At 43.8% G+C, this 20,560-nt stretch carries 12 protein-coding genes; 11 read left to right on the plus strand and 1 reads right to left on the minus strand.

The genetic code is table 11. The annotated features are described in order from the left end of the window. Window positions 1–57 precede the first annotated feature (57 nt). From LC454_RS09640 to LC454_RS09690, 11 genes are all read left to right on the plus strand, one after another. On the plus strand, window positions 58–3,534 hold the full coding sequence (locus LC454_RS09640; RefSeq protein ID WP_223581859.1) for a SusC/RagA family TonB-linked outer membrane protein: 3,477 nt from the start codon (window positions 58–60) through the stop codon (window positions 3,532–3,534). Window positions 3,535–3,669: 135 nt separating this feature from the next. After that, the gene (locus LC454_RS09645) at window positions 3,670–5,256 is read left to right on the plus strand and encodes a RagB/SusD family nutrient uptake outer membrane protein (protein ID WP_223581861.1); all 1,587 of its coding nucleotides are present in this window, start codon (window positions 3,670–3,672) and stop codon (window positions 5,254–5,256) included. A gap of 173 nt (window positions 5,257–5,429) precedes the next feature. Further along, window positions 5,430–6,251 carry a phytanoyl-CoA dioxygenase family protein gene (locus LC454_RS09650; RefSeq protein WP_223581863.1) on the plus strand — a complete coding sequence of 274 codons (822 nt, stop codon included), beginning with the start codon at window positions 5,430–5,432 and terminating at the stop codon, window positions 6,249–6,251. Next, window positions 6,245–7,075, plus strand: coding sequence for a sugar phosphate isomerase/epimerase family protein (locus LC454_RS09655; RefSeq protein ID WP_223581865.1), 831 nt, complete (start codon window positions 6,245–6,247; stop codon window positions 7,073–7,075). The genes LC454_RS09650 and LC454_RS09655 overlap by 7 nt, the downstream gene beginning before the upstream one ends. 10 nt (window positions 7,076–7,085) lie before the next feature. Beyond that, window positions 7,086–9,950 (plus strand): glycosyl hydrolase, encoded by a 2,865-nt coding sequence (locus tag LC454_RS09660; RefSeq protein WP_223581866.1) that lies wholly within the window; start codon window positions 7,086–7,088, stop codon window positions 9,948–9,950. A gap of 3 nt (window positions 9,951–9,953) precedes the next feature. Next, a complete protein-coding gene (locus LC454_RS09665; protein WP_223581867.1) occupies window positions 9,954–11,438 on the plus strand; it encodes a glycoside hydrolase family 28 protein in 1,485 nt (494 codons plus the stop codon). A 10-nt stretch (window positions 11,439–11,448) separates the two neighbouring features. Continuing rightward, on the plus strand, window positions 11,449–12,174 hold the full coding sequence (locus LC454_RS09670; RefSeq protein WP_223581868.1) for a glycosyl hydrolase family 28 protein: 726 nt from the start codon (window positions 11,449–11,451) through the stop codon (window positions 12,172–12,174). 13 nt (window positions 12,175–12,187) lie between these two features. Next, complete coding sequence (locus LC454_RS09675; RefSeq protein ID WP_223581869.1) at window positions 12,188–13,678, plus strand: glycoside hydrolase family 28 protein; 1,491 nt, start codon at window positions 12,188–12,190, stop codon at window positions 13,676–13,678. Window positions 13,679–13,725: 47 nt separating this feature from the next. Then, the gene (locus LC454_RS09680; protein WP_223581870.1) at window positions 13,726–15,537 is read left to right on the plus strand and encodes a CocE/NonD family hydrolase; all 1,812 of its coding nucleotides are present in this window, start codon (window positions 13,726–13,728) and stop codon (window positions 15,535–15,537) included. Further along, entirely contained in the window at window positions 15,527–16,801 is a 1,275-nt protein-coding gene (locus tag LC454_RS09685; RefSeq protein ID WP_223581871.1) for a M28 family metallopeptidase, read from the plus strand. Before LC454_RS09680 ends, LC454_RS09685 begins: the two co-directional genes overlap by 11 nt. Window positions 16,802–16,851: 50 nt before the next feature. Then, window positions 16,852–18,969 (plus strand): right-handed parallel beta-helix repeat-containing protein, encoded by a 2,118-nt coding sequence (locus LC454_RS09690; RefSeq protein ID WP_223581872.1) that lies wholly within the window; start codon window positions 16,852–16,854, stop codon window positions 18,967–18,969. 277 nt (window positions 18,970–19,246) lie between these two features. On the opposite strand, the gene LC454_RS09695 is transcribed toward LC454_RS09690, so the two are convergent. After that, window positions 19,247–20,545 carry an acetylxylan esterase gene (locus LC454_RS09695; RefSeq protein WP_223581873.1) on the minus strand — a complete coding sequence of 433 codons (1,299 nt, stop codon included), beginning with the start codon at window positions 20,543–20,545 and terminating at the stop codon, window positions 19,247–19,249. Window positions 20,546–20,560 lie beyond the last annotated feature (15 nt).

Consider the following 20,560-nt stretch of genomic DNA (forward strand, 5'->3'; position numbering starts at 1 on the left):
ACTTCGATATAGAATTACGAACAAATTAAACCAAAATTAATTAAACCTCTAATCAGAATGGAAAGTAAATTAAAACATTACTCATTAGTTCTTTGCGTGACAATGCTGATGGGGATGCCGTTTACGTTAATTGCCCAGATCGCGAAAACTATTCAAGGTCATGTGGTCAATAGCAAGAGCGGTCAACCCATTGCCGGTGTCTCGGTTAAAGAAGTCGGTGGTAAAAATGCCAGTTCAACCAATGAAAATGGTGATTTTACCCTGTCCGTAAGTAACAACAAGGTTGTGCTTTCAGTCCAATATGTGGGGTACATGACCAAAAGTGTTGAAGGTATTGTCGGTACCCCGCTTCGTGTCGAACTACAGGAGGATAATACGATACTGGATGAAGTTGTGGTGGTAGCTTATGGGGAAGCTAAAAAGAAAGACCTGACGGGATCTGTATCAACGATCGATAATAGGGCATTAAACATGCAATCCAATTCTACCGTCAGCAGGGCGCTGGAAGGGGCCGCTCCGGGTATACAGGTCTCAGCGGTAGATGGTCAACCGGGGATAGACATGGGGATTCGGGTGCGCGGTATCGGTTCTGCTAGTCAGAATACGTCAAATGCACTCGTTGTGATCGACGGTGTGCCCGCGCAAAATGATAATCCACTAGCAACACTAAATCCAAAGGATATCCAAAGTATATCTGTCTTGAAAGATGCTGCATCCACAGCGCTATATGGTGCACGTGGAGCAAACGGTGTGGTTTTGGTGACAACAAAGAAAGGGATGTCCGGTAAAACACGGATTTCATTTGAAGGTAAATTAGGCGTCAATCAGGTAGGTCCCTATCAGTTTGACAAAATCTCTGATCCAAAAGATATTTATGAATTTGCCTGGCTTTCGATTTATAATTCAGCACGCTACGGAGTGGATGGCACGGGAATCTCAAAAAGATATACCACCAATGTGCAGAACCCCAATATGTCACATGAACAGGCTGCCGAATTTGCGAGTGCCCACCTGTTTGATTATATCGGTTCAACTACTAAATTTCAGCGAAACAGCTTAGGAAATTGGATGTTATATGATGTTCCTGGTGCCGTTTATACGCCATCTGGCACCGGTGCTGATGCGAGTTCAACCATGAGTGGTTCTTATCTCGTGAATACGGATGGTAAATTAAATCCCAATGCGCGTCTGCTTTTTAGCGATCGTTATGACGATTACTTGCTAGAGAATAGATTGCGGCAGGATTACGACCTGTCAGCTTCTGGTGGTAATGAGAAAGTAAGTTACTTTCTTTCCGGCGGATACCTTGAGGATCCTTCCTACATCCGGGGTTCTTCTTTTAAGCGCTATAACGGTCGGGCCAATTTCGATGCGCAGGTTAATACCTGGTTGAAACTAGGCGCTAACATTGGTTATTCCAATCGGACCACCCAATCGCCAGCGACGCGCTTTGGACGGAATCCAGGTAGCTCAACAGCAAATGTATTTCGTTTTATAAACGGGCAAAACCCCTTGGTTCAGCTATATGCGCGTGATCAGAATGGTGCATTGATTAATGAAAATGGAGAAAATAAAGTGCATGTACTTGCGGGAGATACCTATTCTCCACTTGGTCTGACCTCGGCAGCGCTTTCATCGACGAATGTGTTGACAGTATTAGACAATGATCTGGATCGACGCGTATCTGATGACTGGACAACACGGGTTTATGGACAGGCTAAATTTCTCAATGATTTTACATTTACAGCGAATGTTTCGATGGACAAATTCAACGAAATGCGTACTCGCTATTGGAATAGTGAATCAGGGCAGGCTGCTGGTATAGGTGCTTTTGGTAAAACAGCATCCAATACAACGATCCTGAATCTTCAACAATTGCTTAATTATTCAAAAACAATTGGCTTGCATAATCTGGAGGGACTCCTGGGCCATGAATATGATTCATTCAAAAACGAGCAACTAAATTATCGCTCATCTTATGCCTTGATCGATGAATTTCCATCGTATATCAATTTTGTAGGGCGTTATGATGGTGGTACCTTCCCTAATCCCGGAGGCGGCGAGGATAAACGGACTATGGAAAGTTATTTTTCTAGAATCAACTATAACTACAATGACAGGTACTTTTTCCAGGGATCTGTACGTCGGGATGGATCGTCGAAGTTCAAACTGAAAGACAAACGTTGGGGCACCTTCTGGTCCGTTGGTGGAGGTTGGCGTATGGATAGCGAACCTTTTATGCAAAATGCCAAAAACTGGATTGATCTCCTGAAAATACGGGGCAGCTATGGGGTGATCGGAAACCAAAATGGTATCTCCAATTATTCGGGGTATCAGACCTGGAGTTATTCGGCCACTTACACCCAGACCACCAACGGAACTGGCATACCTGCTAATATTACGTTAAACCAAAATGCTTATGTCAACGATCAATTGACTTGGGAAAACATCCATACGATGGATGCAGGTATTGATTTTAGCTTCCTTGGACGGGTACGTGGATCGCTTGATTATTATAATCGTGTTACGGTAAATGCTATCTGGAACCAGCCGATCGCTATTTCTAAGGGACAGTCTTCGATCGCAACGAATTCGGCAAAAATAGGTAACAAGGGATTTGAAATTGATCTCTCTGTTGATATCATTAAGAAACCGGATTTCAATTGGACTGTGTCCACCAACGGAACACATTATACAACAAAATTAAAAGCAGTACCCAGTGGTGTTGGGTCAGATGCCCTGGGAGGTAACTGGACAGCTGGAACCGATGCCTGGGCAGCTGCGGGAACCAGTGCGGTCGCAAATATCACTTACTTACGTGGGGTGAATAAAGATTTCTTTAACCTCTATATGCTAAAATATGGTGGCGTTGACCAGACTACAGGTTTACCGTTATTTTACCATCAGGTCACCAAAGCCGATGTCGATGCGGGTACTTATCCCGGATATAAAGAGGGGGAGAGTCTGACGACTACAGACTATTCAAAAGCAAGCCGATATGAAATGGGGAGTGCGCTTCCTAAATGGATCGGCGGATTTAGTACTTCTTTACGCTATAAGAACTTTGACCTATACCTTGCTTTGGCTTATCAGCTGGGAGGAAAGTTTTTCAGTACAGAATATGGAAACAACCTGTATGTCAGTGAGGATCCGGGTAAAGCGCTCTCTTCAGAACTTATTGGTAACACATGGACACCAAATAATACCGGTGCAAAATTCCCCATGGTGATGTATGGTAATACTTATGGTAACGGAGCTACCACGGGGAGCTGGTTATATAGCGATCTAGGCCTGTTTAGTGCTTCGTACCTTAATTTTAAGAATATCACTATAGGGTATACCTTGCCGGAAAATGTACTGGCAAAAATGAAGATCAAGAAACTCAGAATATTCGCTTCAGGGGATAATCTTTTTATGAAAACGGCCCATTCGGGAATCGATCCACGTCAATCACTGGTGGGTGGATTTGAAGTGGCGGCCTATTCCTATCCTACTATGCGGACATTCTCAGGTGGTGTCAGTCTGGAGTTTTAATGTTAAAATGAATTCGATTATGAAACCATCATTATTTATTCCAACCGAGCAAAGCGAGCTCATGAATGCCGCTTAAAACATACACTCGATGAATAAATCTGATAGCTTCATCACAACTGAAAAAAAATTATACAGATGAAAAAGATATTTTTATGTGCATTGGCTGTGACATTATTATTTTCTTGTAGCAAGGATCTGGATATTGCTCCGCCAAATAGTATAACGGATGAACAGATCCGGAAGCTGCTCGAAAGTGGTGACGAAAAGAAGATCCAGGCGGTGCTTGGTGGTATGGCCAACAATATGCCTAAATTGATCAATTTTGGGGCACTATCCTCCGAATCGCGTTATGGCAGCAACCAAGGGTTTGATGTGATGCGTAATCTGGAAGGGAATGATATTGTTCTTGGAAATAGGTTATTAAATATTTTCGGTTCGGATGAATACAACCTGCTGGATTTTATTTCTGATGCCTCCGACAAAAACACACCTTACTGGAACTATGCTTGGAATATGGTTAATACAGCCAACAAAATGCTGAATTATCTTAATCCAACAACGGTTGGTACCAATAAAAAACTGCAGGAATATAAAGGCCGCGGGTTGATCTTACGTGCCTATGCCTATAACTATCTGATGGAAAACTATCAGAATGCTTATCAACAGGGAGGAAAGAACAAGTTGGGCATGCCACTCTATGATACTTATTCTCCCGTTCAGGAAAGCAAGGCCCGATCCACAGCGGACGAAACGTATGCCTTCATTAAAAATGACATCAATGAGGCTATTCGACTGTTTAAAGAGGCAGGAATTGGTTTTACAGCAGATCCCTCTGACTTTGATCTTGGTGTAGCCAATTTTATGTTGGCTAAGGTGTCGCTATGGACTGGCGATTGGAATACTACCATCAGTGCCAGCAATGAAATTCTGAGCAAGTACCCAACCTTGATGAGTCAGGCTATGTATGGCGCTACCAACAAAGGGACACAGGCCGCTCCTGAAATGAGGCCGGAGCAAAATGGTTTTCTCAACATCAGCATCAATCCCGAAGTGCTTTTTGGTTTTGCACTGGGCGAGGCAGTAACGGTACATAACTGGTGGATGAACTGTTTTGCTGAAGGCAATGGTGGAATTGGTCAAGGTTTTCAACGTATAGACAACCGTTTATATGCCCAAATAGACAATCATGACTACCGTGTAAATTGTTTTATGGCCTCAGACTGGGGCGATTACACTTATCCAACAAATGGCGATAAAAGGACAATACCCTTGTATACGAATCTCAAATTTGCCGCCACTCACGGTCTGGGCAGTGATGACAAAAAGAATGTCGGCCGTGTGAGCTGTTACTATATGCGCAGTTCGGAAATCCTGCTGATGAAAGCGGAGGCCCAGGCGCAGAATAAGGATGATCAGGGAGCGAAACAAACACTCAATACATTGTTGGCTGCACGCACAAAATCTGGGACAACGCCATTGACTTGCGACAACTATACTTCCATGCAAGGTCTTTCGGCCTTGGAGATGGTACAGTTTCAAACAAGGTTAGAACTCTGGGGTGAAGGGGGACGCGAATTTTATAACAACAAACGCTGGAATATCGCTATCAACCGTGCTGCATCACCTACACACGTGGATAAATCTAGCTATCCTGTTAATAAAATGACCTTACAGATTCCATTGGATGAAATGTTGTATAACAATAAAATGGTGCAAAACTAAATATATCAAAATGGGACAATGAAGCTTATATTATCAGACACTTGCATGATCTCATCATTGGGGCATGCAAGCTGTACTGATTATTTACAGGATAGTTCAGGATACAATTTCGTTCAATCTTGCGTATTTTCAAGTAGCTGAATATAATTCCATAAAACCTAAAATTTAATGATATGAAGAACCAATTGACCGAAGAACAGATTGCATTTTACCAAGAGAATGGTTACATCGTTATAGAAGATTTTCTGGACGCGGAAGAGTTGGCAACATGGCAAAGAATTGTTTTCGATGCGGTGGAGCAACGTGCCGGAAAGAAGATGCCCGGAAAGGAAGCAAAAGTAGGGGAAGATGATGGTATTAATAAGGATGCCGACTATTTCGGAAAAGTATTTGACCAGTTATTGAACCTCTGGCAGACGAGCGATCAGGTAAAGGAACTGATGGTGGATAAGCGTATTGGTGAGATGGCGGCGAAACTTGCTGGCGTTGATGGTATTCGCATCTGGCACGATCAAGCGCTCTTTAAGCGCCCCTTTGCGAATCCTACAGCTTGGCACCTTGATACACCTTTTTGGTCTTTTTCAGATCGTAAAGCGCTCTCGATATGGATTGCCTTGGACGATTCGACATTAGAAAATGGATGTATGTATTTCGTTCCCCAGTCGTATAAACATACGGGATTTGAAAATTTGGGTATCGGAAAAAATATGGGGACAATTTTTGAACATTACCCGCAAATGGCAACGGTAAATCCGGTGGCAACACCGCTTAAAGCGGGCAGTTGTACCTTTCACAATGGATTGACAATCCATGGTGCTGGTCCTAATATGACCAATGGATTTAGACGGGCTATGACCTGTGCATATATGCCCGATGGGAATGTCTACAATGGACAGGCAAACATTCTACCGGATGATTATCGGGGGACATTACAGGTGGGTGACCTATTGAACAATGATGAACAAAATCCGCTAATCTACCATACAGCATGGTAAAACTGGATTTCTTTTATCCAAGATGGGGAAGTGAACATATTCCTTGGGCAGATTTCCTCGAACGTGTTCGGGCAGCGGGTTATGCTGGGGTGGAGTGGTTTCCTTTCGGAGAAAACATAGACCCGACATCGGTGCTGCAATTGCTAAGCAAGTATAAATTAAAATATAGCATCGTCACTTGTGTGCTGCAAAGCTTTGATACAACCGAGGCTTATTTTAAACTATTGGAGGAACAACTTGCCTATTATGGGAAGTTGGCGAAAGCATATGCTGCACCTGAATTTATTTCGGTACAGATGGGGCGGGAATACTTTTCTCCTGTCGATGTCCTACAAGGTTTGCGCTTATGTGAAAGAATCGAAAAGCAGTATGGAATCGAAATCTTTCAGGAAACCCACCGTAATAAGTGGAGTTATGGCTTGCATACCGTGATACCAATGCTGGAAAGCTACCCGGATCTGAAGCTTACCTTGGATATTTCCCATTGGTTTTGTGTTTCGGAAAGTTTGCTGGAAGATCGGCAGGAGGAGCTAGCCCGCATCTTGCCGCAGGTGAGACATATACATGCACGGGTCGGGTATACACAGGGACCACAGGTCCCCGATGTCAGAAAGAAGATATACCGCGATATTGTTGCTCTCCATCTGGCCCTTTGGCAAAAATGGATAAACCTGAATAAAAGCAAATCCAGCTTGACCATAACGACCGAATTCGGTCCGCCACCTTATCTTATTTCGTCTGGAAATGGCGAAAGGGACAATGAACGGCAATGGCAGCAAAACCTTTGGATGAAGAGATACTTATCCAGGCATCTCATCACCTAAACTCTATATTATGAAGCGAAGACTATTTTTACAGCAGAGCAGTCTACTTGGAGCCTCCTTTTTTCTTGCCAAGAATTTAAGGGCCTTCGGTAGCAATAGCCATGCGGATACAGACCCTTATTTTAACATGTTTCAGGCCCCCTCAACAGGCAATAGGCCTTTTGTACGCTGGTGGTGGAATGGAAATAAGGTCAACAAGAGTGAACTGCGTCGTGAACTGATGTTACTCAAAGAGGCGGGGATAGGTGGGGTGGAGATCAATCCCATTTCTTTTCCCAAGCGAACAGACGACCTGGGGATTCCCTCGCTGAAATGGCTGAGTCCAGAATGGATTGATATGGTGCAGTATGCAGCCAACGAGAGCAAGAAAATCGGACTCACAGCCGATCTTATTGTCGGTTCCGGTTGGCCTTTTGGCTCGGAAGATCTCAAAGAAGAGGAAACTGCCCAAGTTGTGCTGGTCCATTGTGAGTCCATTGAAGGGCCCACACGTTATGCGGTCAGACCCTACCATATTTTCAATATGATTGATCCCGCGGTGACGGATAAGAATCCGTTGCGAAACCCAGAGATCCTGTCAGTTAAACTGGTCAAAGATCCCATGGAATCGATGACCGAAGTGATCGATTATACGGACAGGATCAGTGCTGATAAAATTGAGATTGATGTTCCACCAGGTAATTACGTGCTGTATGTACTGGTGAAATTTAAAGCATTTGCATCAGTTATCAATGGTGCACCAGGAGCAGCTGGATCCATCCTAAATCATATGGATAAGCAGACTGTAACCCGTTATTTGGATCGAATGTCTACCCGTATGCAGGATCAGATCGGCCCACTAAAAGATTATGTGCGGGCGCTGTTTACTGACAGTATGGAGCTGGAGGGATGTAATTGGTGTGATGATTTTGCTGTCGAATTTGAACGCCGGCGAGGCTATGACCTGATGCCTTATTTACCCTTTATCTTATTTAAAGTAGGAAGGTTGGGCGCTGTGGTGGATGAAAACTATGGTGCCAAGAAAAGCAAAGAGCTCAGCGAGCTCTTGAGCCGTGTACGTTTTGATTATGAATTTACCAAAGCATGCTTATTAAAAGAACGTTTTACCGATACCTATGTCAATTGGTGTCGTTCACTTGGGGTTAAGTCACGTGCGCAAGCCTATGGAAGGGGATTTTTTCCGTTGGAGAGCAGCCTGGAGTATGATATTCCAGAAGGAGAATCATGGACGACAAACTACTTGCGGCACAAGCTGGGGGAGGAGATGTCTGACGAGGATTACCGTCGGGGGCGTGGCTATACGATGATCGATAAGTATGTTTCTTCGGCAGCACATCTCAAAGGAAAACGGCTTGTCAGCTGTGAGGAAATGACCAATACCTACCTTGTTTTTAATACACAACTGGAGTTGCTCAAATTGGGTTCTGATCAGAGTGCCTTGTCGGGTATTACACATTCCGTCTGGCATGGATTCAATTATTCGCCACTGGAGGCACCTTTTCCAGGCTGGATTCAATATGGCTCCTTTTACAACGAACGCAACAACTGGTGGCCGTATTTTAAATATTTGAATGATTATAAAGCCCGTCTTTCTTCGCAGCTTCAGCAGGGAGATTATTATGCCGACATGGCGATTTTACCAGCAAACTATGACCTGTGGACGGAAAACGGTGTACAGACCGATCCTTTCCCTGAGAAACTGAATGTTCCTTATACCTCATTGCTTTGGGAGGCCATCAGTAAAAATGGGGGGAATGCGGACTATATCACCGAAATCATTTTACAGAACTCCACAGTAGAAAAAGGAAAACTTTGTTATGGTAAAAGACGGTACAGCGTGCTGTTTCTACCGGGGATCAAACGGATGTCACCTGCTGCGATGTCGCGGTTGGTGGAATTTGTAATAGCAGGAGGACGTGTTATCGCGATAGAAACGCTCCCACAGCAGAGTTTAGGTCTACAGGACTACATAAAAAAGGATGAAGAAGTGCGCCAACTATTAAAGCGGTTACAATCTTATCCGGATCGTTTTATAACCGTCAAAAAGCCGCAGGACAATAATTTTATGGACTGGTACCGTCTCCTCATGCGGAGGTATCAGCTTCCGCATTATTTAACACTGGATCAGCCAGATCGTTACGTCATGCAGATGCGTTATATCCGCGATGATGGAAGTGAATGTTATTTTATCCAGAATGCGCATCGACTGAACAGTACTGCCATAAATATTTCGTTTCAAGCACCTGAAATAAAAAAACAAACCTGTTGGTTGTGGGACTTGGATAGTGGCAAACGTTTTCTGGTAAAATTGGACAAGGACAATAGCTTGTTGTTAGATCTCGGCCCTACAGATGCCTATCTTTTTGTATTTGATCAGCATCGTGTGGGGGATATTTGGCAACCGCTGTCCACTACGGGAAACAATACCCTGGATTTGAGTAGCCAGTGGAATGTTGAGTTGCTGCATAAACAGGAGGGCAGTTCGAAACAAATTCTCCTATCTCGTCTAGTTGATTTTAAAGACGATGAGCGTTTGATGTGGTTTTCGGGAACGGCCATTTATCGGCGTTCGTTTTCCTGGTCAGCGGGGGACAATGTTCTGTTGAATTTAGGTCGTGTAGCGGGTGTCTCTGAAGTTTTTGTCAATGGAAAATCACTTGGGGTAAAATGGTATGGAAGACGGATCCATAATCTCATAGGGAGCCTAAAACAGGGCGATAACCAAATCGAAATTCGCATTACCACAACCATGGGGAATTATATGAAAACACTCAAGGACAATGAAAATGCTCAGTATTGGGTCAACCGCAAGGGGAGAGAACAAGAAATGCAATCGATGGGCCTGATCGGTCCAGTTACTTTATATACAAGCTAACTTATGAAGATATTACCTATTTTTTTGATTATCATCCAGGCGCTGACGTTTCGATTGGCGGTTGCCCAGGATTATAAAGCCATGGATTTTGGTATCAATGGCGACGGCCAGGCACTTAATACACGTTCTATTCAGGCTGCCATTGATTATATTACGAACAAAGGAGGGGGAACATTGCGCTTTACCCCCGGCAATTATGTTACCGGATCGTTTTATTTAAAATCCAATGTGACTTTGCATCTCGAGCAGGGCGCAAACCTACTGGGGTCAAACAATCCCTTCGATTATCATAAAGATACAGTGGTCAACTGGCAGTCGATGATCTATGCCATCCGGCAGCACAATATTGGCATCGTAGGGAAGGGAACGATCAATGGACGTGGATTTCAAACGGCAATGAATGCCCTTCAGAATGTGCATAAAGGAATTGTACAGGATGAACTGAAACTCGATCGTCTGCGCGAGTGGAACCGCCCGGAAAATATTTACTTCCGAGAGTGTAAGCATGTTGTGATAAAGGACATTACGCTACGGGATCCAGGAAGCTGGAACCAGACTTATGATCAATGTGAAGATCTTCATGTCGAAGGCATTTACGTAGATAGTAAATCGTATTGGAACAATGATGGTATCGATGTGGTGGACTGTAAGAATGTCGTCATCAGGAACTGCTTTTTTGATGCGGCAGATGACGCCATCTGTTTTAAATCTCATGATGCGAATGCTGTCTGTGAAAATGTACTTGTCGAAAACTGCACCGCCCGCTCAAGTGCCAGTGCTTTAAAATTTGGGACAGTGTCCCGTGGGGGCTTTCGAAATTTTGTTGTCAAAAATCTGGTGGTTTATGATACCTATCGATCCGCTATTACCTTTGCTGCGGTGGACGGCGGTTTCGTCGAAAACATTCTGGTGGATGGCGTACGCAGCATCAATACCGGGAACGTTATTTTCCTGCGTATCGGTGACCGCTGGAGCAAAGGCAAGAAGCCTTTTATGAAGAATATCACCATCCGGAATGTATATGCCGAGGTGCCGGCAAATAAACCTGACCTGGGCTATAGCTATGAAGGTCCTGTCGAAGATATGCCACGGAACATTTCGCCGGCAAGCATTATAGGGCTGCCCGATCATAAGATTGAAAACGTTACCCTTGAAAATATTGAAATGGTCTATCCCGGAGGTGGAAATGCCCTTTACGCTTATCGTGGTACGGATCCGAAATCCTTGGATGGGATCCCAGAGATGGCCAATGCTTATCCTGAGTTTTCACAATTCAAGGAACTACCGGCCTGGGGACTATACATACGTCATGCAAAACAGATCAATCTGAAAAACGTATCCTTTCGCATAAAGAATACCGACTATCGCCCGACCATTGTCGCCGATGATCTGGAGGGGGGAGTCTGGGATTTTAAATCCTATCTAAATGGACAAGTATTGAAGGATAATTTCCATTTACATCAGTCAAAAGAAATCAAAACCAATTAGATCGCGCATCATGAAAAAGTATCTATTTTTAGTTTTTTTATGGGCGAGCTGTTTTAGGTTATTCGCTCAGGATTACAATGCATCTCTTTTTGGATGTAAGTCCGATGGAATAACCAATAACACGGGCTCCATTCAATATGCCATAGACTATATCGCCAAAAAAGGCGGCGGAACATTACATTTTTATGTGGGGCGTTACCTAACTGGCTCTTTTAGCTTAAAATCCAACGTTTCCATTGAATTGCATGAAGGGGCTGTATTGTTGGGGAGCAGCAATGTTTTCGACTACAGTAGCCTGAATGGAAAAAGAGCGCTGATCACCGCTGTTGGCCAATCCAATATTCAGATCAAAGGAAAAGGCGTTATTGACGGGCAGCAACATTTGTTGCAAACCCACTTAACGGCATTGCGTCAAAAAGGATACATCACATTATCAGATCAACCTGAAGATATCAGTCTGATTTATTTGCAAGACTCCAAACAGATTCAGGTAAAAGGTATCATGCAACTGAATCTGCCGGGGGCAGCGCAGTTTGTCGATCGATGTGAAGATGTGACATTCCAGGGTCTGGATATTAATTGTCCAGGCGGTATTGGCGTATACGTTAGAAATTCCAATAAAGTAATCCTGTCCAATATCTTTTTTAGGGCCATCGAGAGAGCGTTGGTCGAAAGCGAAGGAAACCAGGGGCTGACGAAAGAAAACAGCCGCCTGGCTAATGGAAAATCTATCTAAAATGGGAAAGAATATGAAAATCAATATCATCATGGTCATGATCTTCCTATGTGGGGGGATGTTGACCTTAAATGCCAAAGAATATAATGCCTCTCTGTTTGGCATCAAATCGAATGGAACAACACTCAATACAACGTCCATTCAACGGGCGATCGATTTTATTCACGAGCAAGGTGGTGGAACCTTACGGTTTTATGTGGGACGCTATCTTACCGGTACACTTGTCATGAAAGAAAATGTACATATCCAATTGGAAGAAGGAGCTATATTGGTGGGCTCAACCAATATTTACGATTATAATATTGATGTGCCCAATTGTGCATTGATCTATGCCAATGGAGCGAATAATGTGACGATAAAAGGCAAAGGTGTCATCGATGGGCAAGGCCGGGAGGTCGCCTATACTCTGTTGGCACAGATTCAGAGTGGTGTGCTGAAAGACCCGCTGGATTATGATCGTCCACGGAATAGAAGACCAAAAGCGATTTATATGCGGTCTTGTGAAAATGTGCGTATTCATGGTATCACGATCCGAAATTCAGCCGATTGGGTGCAGGTTTATGATCAATGTGTCAATACGGTTGTTGACAGCATTACAGTTGACAGCAAAGCTTTTTGGAATAATGACGGTATCGATATTGTAGACTGCCGAAATTTTAAGTTGTTGAATTCATTTATCGATGCATCGGATGATGCCATCTGCCTAAAATCTCACGATGCTGCCAAGATCTGTGAAGACGTAGAAATCCGAAACTGTACGGCACGTTCTAGTGCTAATGGAATCAAATTTGGAACTGTATCTGCTGGGGGCTATAAGAATATAAAGATCATTAATAACAAGGTATATGACACCTTTCGTTCGGCATTGACAATTGCCACGCCCGATGGAGGACTTGTGGAAGATATTTTTGTCGACAGCCTTTCTGCATTTAATACCGGAAATCCCTTTTACCTGCGTATTGGCGCACGTTGGAATAAGGGAAGAACAGGGGCTATCAATAATATTCTGATTCAGAATGTAAAGGTGGAAGTCGCAAAAGATAAACCGGATAGCGGCTATCCTTATGAGGGGCCTATTGAGGATAATCCGAGAAATACCTCCCCATCAAGTATTGTCGGGCTAAAAGATGCACCCATTCGCAATGTGACATTCCGTAATATAGAAATCACTTATCCGGGGGGAGCAAATCCAAATTATGCCTATCGGGGGACAAGTAAAGCTGAACTGGACAGTATTCCGGAGATGGAGGCAGCTTATCCGGAGTTTTCGCAATTTAAAGAACTTCCAGCATGGGGATTCTATGTGCGGCATGCGGAAAATATACATTTTGACCGGGTGGTGTTGAAATTAAAAGAGAAGGAGTATAGACCTATGCTGGTCTTTGATGATGTAAATGGTTATTCACTGTCACAGGTGAAGCAGTCAGGGGCAAAGGGTAAGAAGGAGCTCGTTGCAGTGGATTCCAAAAAGATAAAACCCCGAGCTGATTCTATAATCCGCTAAAAAGAAATATGATGCGATGCTATTGGGTACTGATTTTTTTATTGTCAATGAAAAGAGTCTCCGCGCAGAATACAGCGCAAGATTCCGTATATGTCTATGCACATTATACCAAAAAGGAGGTCTACATCCCAATGCGGGACGGGGTCAAGCTCTATACGGCCATTTATATGCCAAAGGATACCTCGATAAGCTATCCGATTTTGATGACACGTACGCCATATAGCATCGCGCCCTATGGTGAGCAGTCCTTTCGCATCCCAATTGGTCCCAGTATGGAGTTTGCAAAAGAAAAATTCATCTTTGTATACCAAGATGTGCGGGGTAAATATAAATCTGAGGGAGATTTTGTTGCAAATGGGCCCTATACCGTCAAAGGTAGTCCAGCACAGACCAATGAATCCACGGATACGTACGATAGCATTGACTGGCTCGTCAGACAGTTGAAGTCCAATGGGAAAGTGGGTGTTTGGGGCATTTCTTCTCCAGGAATGTATGCTTCCATGTCATTGATTGATTCGCATCCCGCATTGGCGGCCGTCTCTCCGCAAGCGCCCGTGACCGATTGGTTTCTTGGAGATGATCGGCATCACAATGGTGCTTTTATGTTGATGGGGAGTTTTTCCTTCCTTTCCTCTTTCGGAAAGAAACGAGATTCCATCGGGATCAGAGGACCAGCAGGTTTTTCGGGTTATGGAACAGACAATGCCTATTCATTTTTTCTCAAAGCTGGAGCGCTCAAAAATCTGAATACGCGTTTTTTGAAGGGCGAGAGTATATTGTGGAATGACATGATGACCAATGCCGATTACAACGACTATTGGCAAGACCGGGCTTATTTGCCTCATATCCGTGAAGTAAAACCACAGGTCCTTGTGGTCGGAGGTTGGTTTGATCAGGAGGATTTATATGGTCCACTGAAAACATATGCGGCTTTACGGAAAATAGCACCAGATCGTGTCAAACTGGTGATGGGCCCCTGGTATCACGGCTCCTGGACCAAGGGTACGGGTCGGAATTTGGATAGCCTGGACTTTGGCCAGAATACGGCCGTTTATTACCGCAGGGAAATCGAACTACCCTTTTTTGTCAACCACCTTAAAGCAAAAGGAAAAGATACGCTCGCTGCAGCTACCATATTTGTGACTGGTGAGAACAAATGGTCCACGCACGAGACTTGGCCTACTGTCAGTACCAAGTTACAACCGCTATTTTTTACGCCGGAGATGAAATTGAGTTTTCAGCAAGCTGCGAAGACACCTTCGTCTTACGTATCCTATGATTCAGATCCCAATAAACCTGTTCCCTATACACGAGAGAAAACGGTTTTAAGGGGATATAAATATATGTATGAAGATCAATATTTCGCTGGACAGCGACCGGATGTACTGGTTTTCGAAAGCGATGTTTTGGCCGAAGACCTTAAATTAATGGGTAATATACAGGCAAACTTGTTTGTCAGTAGCAGCGGTACGGACGCTGATTTTGTTGTTAAATTAATTGATGTGCATCCGCATGCAAAAGGCGATAAGCTTTCCGATTGTCAATGTCTGATTCGTGCCGAGGTGATGCGGGCCAAGTATAGAGAAAGTTTTTCCCGTCCGGAGCCGATGAAACCCAACCGGATTCACGAAATTCGCTTTGATATGCAGGATGCAGCACATGTGTTCAAAAAAGGGCACAAGATTATGGTGCAGGTGCAGAGCTCCTGGTTTCCGTTGGTGGATCGAAATCCACAGCAGTTTATGAATATTTATGAAACATCGGATGCCGACTTCAAAAAGCAGGAACAACGGATTTATTGTCAGGGTAAATATGCATCCTTTATTTTATTACCGATTGTTAATTCTCATGAAAACTAAGATTTTTTATTTGTTTATTCTTTTGCTCAGTGGCATCTTCTCGCTCCGGGCACAGGTCGACTATGCGCGGTCCGTTGTAAAAACTTTAGCCTCCAAGGCTTATGCTGGAAGGGGTTATGTATTTGACGGTGACCGAAAGGCAGCAGCTTTTATTGCTACTGAATATCGAAAAAATGGGCTTTTACCTCTGGGGGCGGATTATTATCAACCTTTTTCCATGCCCGCAAATGTTTTTCCGAAAGACGTAAAAATAGTGGTGGATGGCCGAAAACTCAAGCTGGGCGAGCAGGCACTGATTGAGGCCGCAAGTCCTTCCGTCAATGGTAAATTTATGCTGACCGAAATTACGGTTCCTACAGATCCCGTCGCTTTGGATCAGTTGATTCAAAACCCGCTATTCAAGGATAAATTTCTGGTCGTAGATGAGCGTGCCGCCTTAGCAACGATGAAGGCCGACCAGTTACGGATGACCTTGCTGCGCCTTGCATCCGGGGGGTACTATAAAGGAATTTTGGTGCAGACCGAACAGAAATTGCTTTGGCGCGGTGCTACAAACCAACTTAATCGACCAATTGTCTATGTGAAAAACAACAGTGTTATCCCAATGAAGGGAAAGGTTATACAGCTCAAGGTACATGCGGTTTTTCAAGAAAATTACCTGACCAATAATGTCTGTGGGATGATAAAGGGTACGAGTAAATCCGATTCTTTGATTGTGATCACAGCACATTATGATCATGTTGGTGCCATCGGTAAACGTGTGGTATTTACAGGCGCCAATGATAATGCCAGTGGTACGGCCCTACTTTTATATCTGGCGACCTACTATCGGCAGCATCCACCAAAATATAATACCGTATTCCTAGCTTTTTCAGGCGAAGAAAGCGGTTTGCTTGGTTCCACTTTTTTTGCGAATAATCCACTCGTCGATCTGCGGAAAATTAAGTTTTTACTCAATTTTGATATGGCCGGAACAGGGGACGATGGAATTCAGGTCGTCAATGGTACGATCTTTAAAGACCAATTTGAACGCTTGGTCGCCATTAATAAGGAGAAAAAGTATCTACCTGAAGTCAAAGTGCGTGGTCCAATGAACCGAAGTGACCACTATCCTTTTTATGCGAAAGGAGTTCCATCATTTTTTATCTATACACTAGGGGGCATCGCTGCCTATCATGATATTTATGATCGCTATGAAACATTACCTTTTACGCGATTTGATGAGTATGTGCGGTTGATGATTGACTTTATCAAAACCATATAGTCCGTTATGGACCGCAATGATCCTTTTGCCCGGTAACTAAATGCCCTGTTATGACACAATACCCTAATTATTTTAGATCCATCCGTATCGCATTTGTCTATTGTTTGCTGAGTTTGATTACTGTGGCTGCCTATGCGCAATTGGAGGTGTTTGTCGCCATGAACGGTGATGATAAATCCACAGGCGGTATGGATCGTCCGGTAGCAAGCCTGGAGCGCGCAATCGCGTTGCTTCGAGAGTGGAGAACTATGGATCATGAGGGGATGGCAATTATACAGGTACGGGAGGGAACATACGCTTTTGTACATGGAATTTCACTGGACAGCAAGGATAATAACACCCTGATTCAGGCCTATGGTAAAGAATCCGTCACTTTTAAAGGTTCAGTGGATTTGGCTCCGACAGCTTTGAACAAGCTACGTGAAAGCGATGGTATCAGTTATTACGAGATAAATCTGCTGCAACATGAAGTAAGGGATCTGGGTAAATTGCGTAACGTTGGTTTCTCCCGTGCAAGTGGCAATGCCACGGGTGAGTTGTTTGTCAATGGCACAGCCTTCCATCTAGCGCGTTGGCCCAATCATGGGATGGTTGCCATGGGTAAGGTTATCGATGCGGGTTCTATTCCACGAAATAAAGATCTGAATCATCGGGGTGGAATTTTTCGGTATAAGGATCCGCGCATTGATCGGTGGGCACAAGAGGAGGACCCTTGGGTTGCCGGTTATTTCAAATGGGGATATGCTGATGATATGGTTCGTGTGAAAAGTATTGACCGGGAGAAACGGACCATTACAACGCGTGAACCGACCCTATATGGCTTTGATTACAAGAAAAAATATAGACAATGGTATGGTGTCAACCTATTGGCCGAACTGGATACTGTGGGTGAATTTTATGTAGATAGAAAACTGGGCAGACTCTCATTTGCGCAGGATAAGCCAATTACAAAATTGAGTTATTCCGTGTTGGATGAACCTTTTTTTAGTCTGACCGGAGCTAAATTTGTACAAATCAAAGGTATTCAATTTGAAGAATCCAGGGGAATGGGGATTTATATGCGCGATACGAAACAGGTGCTCATCGAAGACTGTACATTCCGTAATTTAGGCAGTTTGGGTATTGCTGTCGGATTTGGAATCAAGCCCTTTGAACAGATGCAGCATGAGGGTTCAGGAGAACCACAAGATAACAGTATTGGTGACCTTCATCAACATATCTATAGTCATCCCACATTTGATCATCAGGGTGGAGAGTCCAATGTGATCCGTCGGTGTCATTTTTATCGCTTGGGCGCAGGTGGTGTTTCCTTATCAGGTGGAAATCGTTTGGAACTCAGCAAAGGTAACAATCGCATTGAACATTGCGTTTTCTCGGATTTGAATCGTCTGGAAAAATCCTATCGCCCAGCAATTGCGCTCTACGGAGTAGGGAATGTGGTCAAAAATTGTGAGATCGCAGATTTGCCAAGTATGGCCATTCTTATCCACGGCAATGCACACACAATTGAATACAATTACATCCATCATGTGGCACAGGAAGTTGACGATCAAGGAGCGATTTATATTGGACGGGATCCTTCGGAGCGAAATAATCTCATCCAGTATAATTTGCTGGCAAACATCCCGAAAAAACTAAGAACTTCAGGAATATATCACGACGATGCTTCCAGTGGAACAAAAGTCGTTGGGAATATTTTTGTGAATGCGGGTGAGCGATCTGTATTTATCGGGGGCGGATCGGATAACTGGTATGTCAATAACTTATTTGTTGCTGCGGGAAGGTGGGCCGTCCGTGTGGATAATCGTTTGGAAAACTGGTTGAAGAAGCTCAACCTATACGGATCGGGCAATCTGTTTTATGATCGCTTGGTCGGTGTACGTTATCTGATGGATCCCTATCGTAGTGCCTATCCAGAACTGGCCTTACAATTCGATCGTAGTGGGAGACCAAGTGGAAATGTTTTTCAGGATAACCGCTTTTATAATTGCAAACGGACCTTAAAAGGAAAAAGGAAATGGTTGGCCTGGGATCAAAGTAATGCGGCGAAATATCTGCCTAGTCTAGAGCAAGATTACCAGAGGATGAATTTAAGTGATTTAAAGAAAGCTTTGGGAAGTCAAGCGATGCAGCAGCATATTCCAATGGATCATATTGGGCCACAATAGCGATAGCGCGCTAACTGTTTGTGAAATAAACGAATTCCTTATCAGGACAGTTGGGATTGCACTTGGCCGTCAAGAGGAATAGATCTTGCCGGAGAGGCTTAAAAATTGCGCAAGATGAGTGTATTTCTAGCGGTAAAAACGGATGTGTTAAAGGACAAATGGGATTGAAACCAATGTATTGATACTTAGAAAAAGATCGAAAAGAACTATCGATATCTGCTGGGGGGTACTTTAAGGAAAAACGGAAGCTAATGATACTAGATTCCGTTTTTTGTTATTATTTCATTTTTTCGGTTTGCTTTCTTATCCAGTCGAACCATTCATTTTTTTGATCGGGATGCGTCCAATGTCCGGTTTCCTTATAGATACGTAATACTTTTGGTGCACTGATCCCATTGTAGCTGGCATACATGGAAGTTGGCGGACATACGACATCATTGAATCCCCAGGAATAGAAACCCGGTACACGGATACCTTTGGCAAAGTTGACCACATCGTAATAGGAGAGTGTATTTTCAAGACCATTGATCTTCTTCAAAACGCTGTAGTTGTTGGGGGCAAAATAATGAGGCCATCCACCCGCACGATGATGCAGATAACCTGTGACATCTGATAGTGCAGGATAAAGTGCAGCTACCGCTGTAACACGTTTATCCAATGCGGTGGTTACGATGCTTAGGGCACCGCCTTGACTTCCCCCCATGACGATCAGGTTTTTTCCATCCCATTCTGGCAGGGAGGATAGATAGTCATTGGCCCGTATACAACCTAAATAAACCCGTTTATAGTAAAATTGATCTTTATCCTGGAGGTTATTGTTATAATATGCACGCAGGGCTCCGGCGGCGAGATCTTTGTAAACGACGGAATCTAAATCCACCGGAATGCCATGTATTCCGATGCTCAACACAATCATCCCTTTGGAGGCCAGTTCAATCTCCGGACCATAGGGACGGACCCCAGCTCCAGGTACACGTAAGACGGCGGGATATTTGCCCGGATCGGAAGGGACACTAAGTATTCCATAGATTTTACTGTTTCCGATGTTGTTGAAAGATACTCGGAAGACATCAACTTCCACTGTGCTTTTGTCTGGCAATAAGGTCTTCGTTGCCAGCATGGGAACAGATTTGAGTTCCGAAATAGCCTTATCCCAAAAAGAATCAAAGTCATTAGGTGTATGCTGTGTTGCCACAATCTTTTCGGGTGAGAAACCGATGGTGCAGAGTTTTTTTGTCTGCTTTCCATTTTGTGTTACGACGACTGTACAGCGTAAAAATCCCGGCTTTTTTAAGGTAAAAGCGTCACTTTTAAAATGTCCTGAAAAATCTCGAATCTGTTCTTTGACAAAGGGATTTACCATTTCGGGCCCAATCTCATAGGAAACGCTATCGCCTTTGAAGGGTTGCCCGTTAGCCTGGATACTGATATCAAAAACGACTTTATCTCCTGGTTTCGCAAGCCAGTCAGCATAGGCAGTCTTAATTTCAATAGCTAGTTTCTCGGACTGGCCTCTGCTACTAAAGACACAAAGCAAGAATAGTATTGAGAGGAAAAATTTGTTGATCTGTTGCATGATAAGCGATTCTAA

The organism is Sphingobacterium sp. GVS05A, from assembly GCF_019969845.1.
Lineage (GTDB): Bacteria > Bacteroidota > Bacteroidia > Sphingobacteriales > Sphingobacteriaceae > Sphingobacterium.

Excerpts from the sequence above, each read along its gene's own strand:
- LC454_RS09640 (WP_223581859.1), top strand. The coding sequence starts at position 58 with ATGGAAAGTAAATTAAAACATTACTCATTAGTTCTTTGCGTGACAATG.
- LC454_RS09645 (WP_223581861.1), top strand. The coding sequence starts at position 3,670 with ATGAAAAAGATATTTTTATGTGCATTGGCTGTGACATTATTATTTTCT.
- LC454_RS09650 (WP_223581863.1), top strand. The coding sequence starts at position 5,430 with ATGAAGAACCAATTGACCGAAGAACAGATTGCATTTTACCAAGAGAAT.
- LC454_RS09655 (WP_223581865.1), top strand. The coding sequence starts at position 6,245 with ATGGTAAAACTGGATTTCTTTTATCCAAGATGGGGAAGTGAACATATT.
- LC454_RS09660 (WP_223581866.1), top strand. The coding sequence starts at position 7,086 with ATGAAGCGAAGACTATTTTTACAGCAGAGCAGTCTACTTGGAGCCTCC.
- LC454_RS09665 (WP_223581867.1), top strand. The coding sequence starts at position 9,954 with ATGAAGATATTACCTATTTTTTTGATTATCATCCAGGCGCTGACGTTT.
- LC454_RS09670 (WP_223581868.1), top strand. The coding sequence starts at position 11,449 with ATGAAAAAGTATCTATTTTTAGTTTTTTTATGGGCGAGCTGTTTTAGG.
- LC454_RS09675 (WP_223581869.1), top strand. The coding sequence starts at position 12,188 with ATGAAAATCAATATCATCATGGTCATGATCTTCCTATGTGGGGGGATG.
- LC454_RS09680 (WP_223581870.1), top strand. The coding sequence starts at position 13,726 with ATGAAAAGAGTCTCCGCGCAGAATACAGCGCAAGATTCCGTATATGTC.
- LC454_RS09685 (WP_223581871.1), top strand. The coding sequence starts at position 15,527 with ATGAAAACTAAGATTTTTTATTTGTTTATTCTTTTGCTCAGTGGCATC.
- LC454_RS09690 (WP_223581872.1), top strand. The coding sequence starts at position 16,852 with ATGACACAATACCCTAATTATTTTAGATCCATCCGTATCGCATTTGTC.
- LC454_RS09695 (WP_223581873.1), bottom strand. The coding sequence starts at position 20,545 with ATGCAACAGATCAACAAATTTTTCCTCTCAATACTATTCTTGCTTTGT.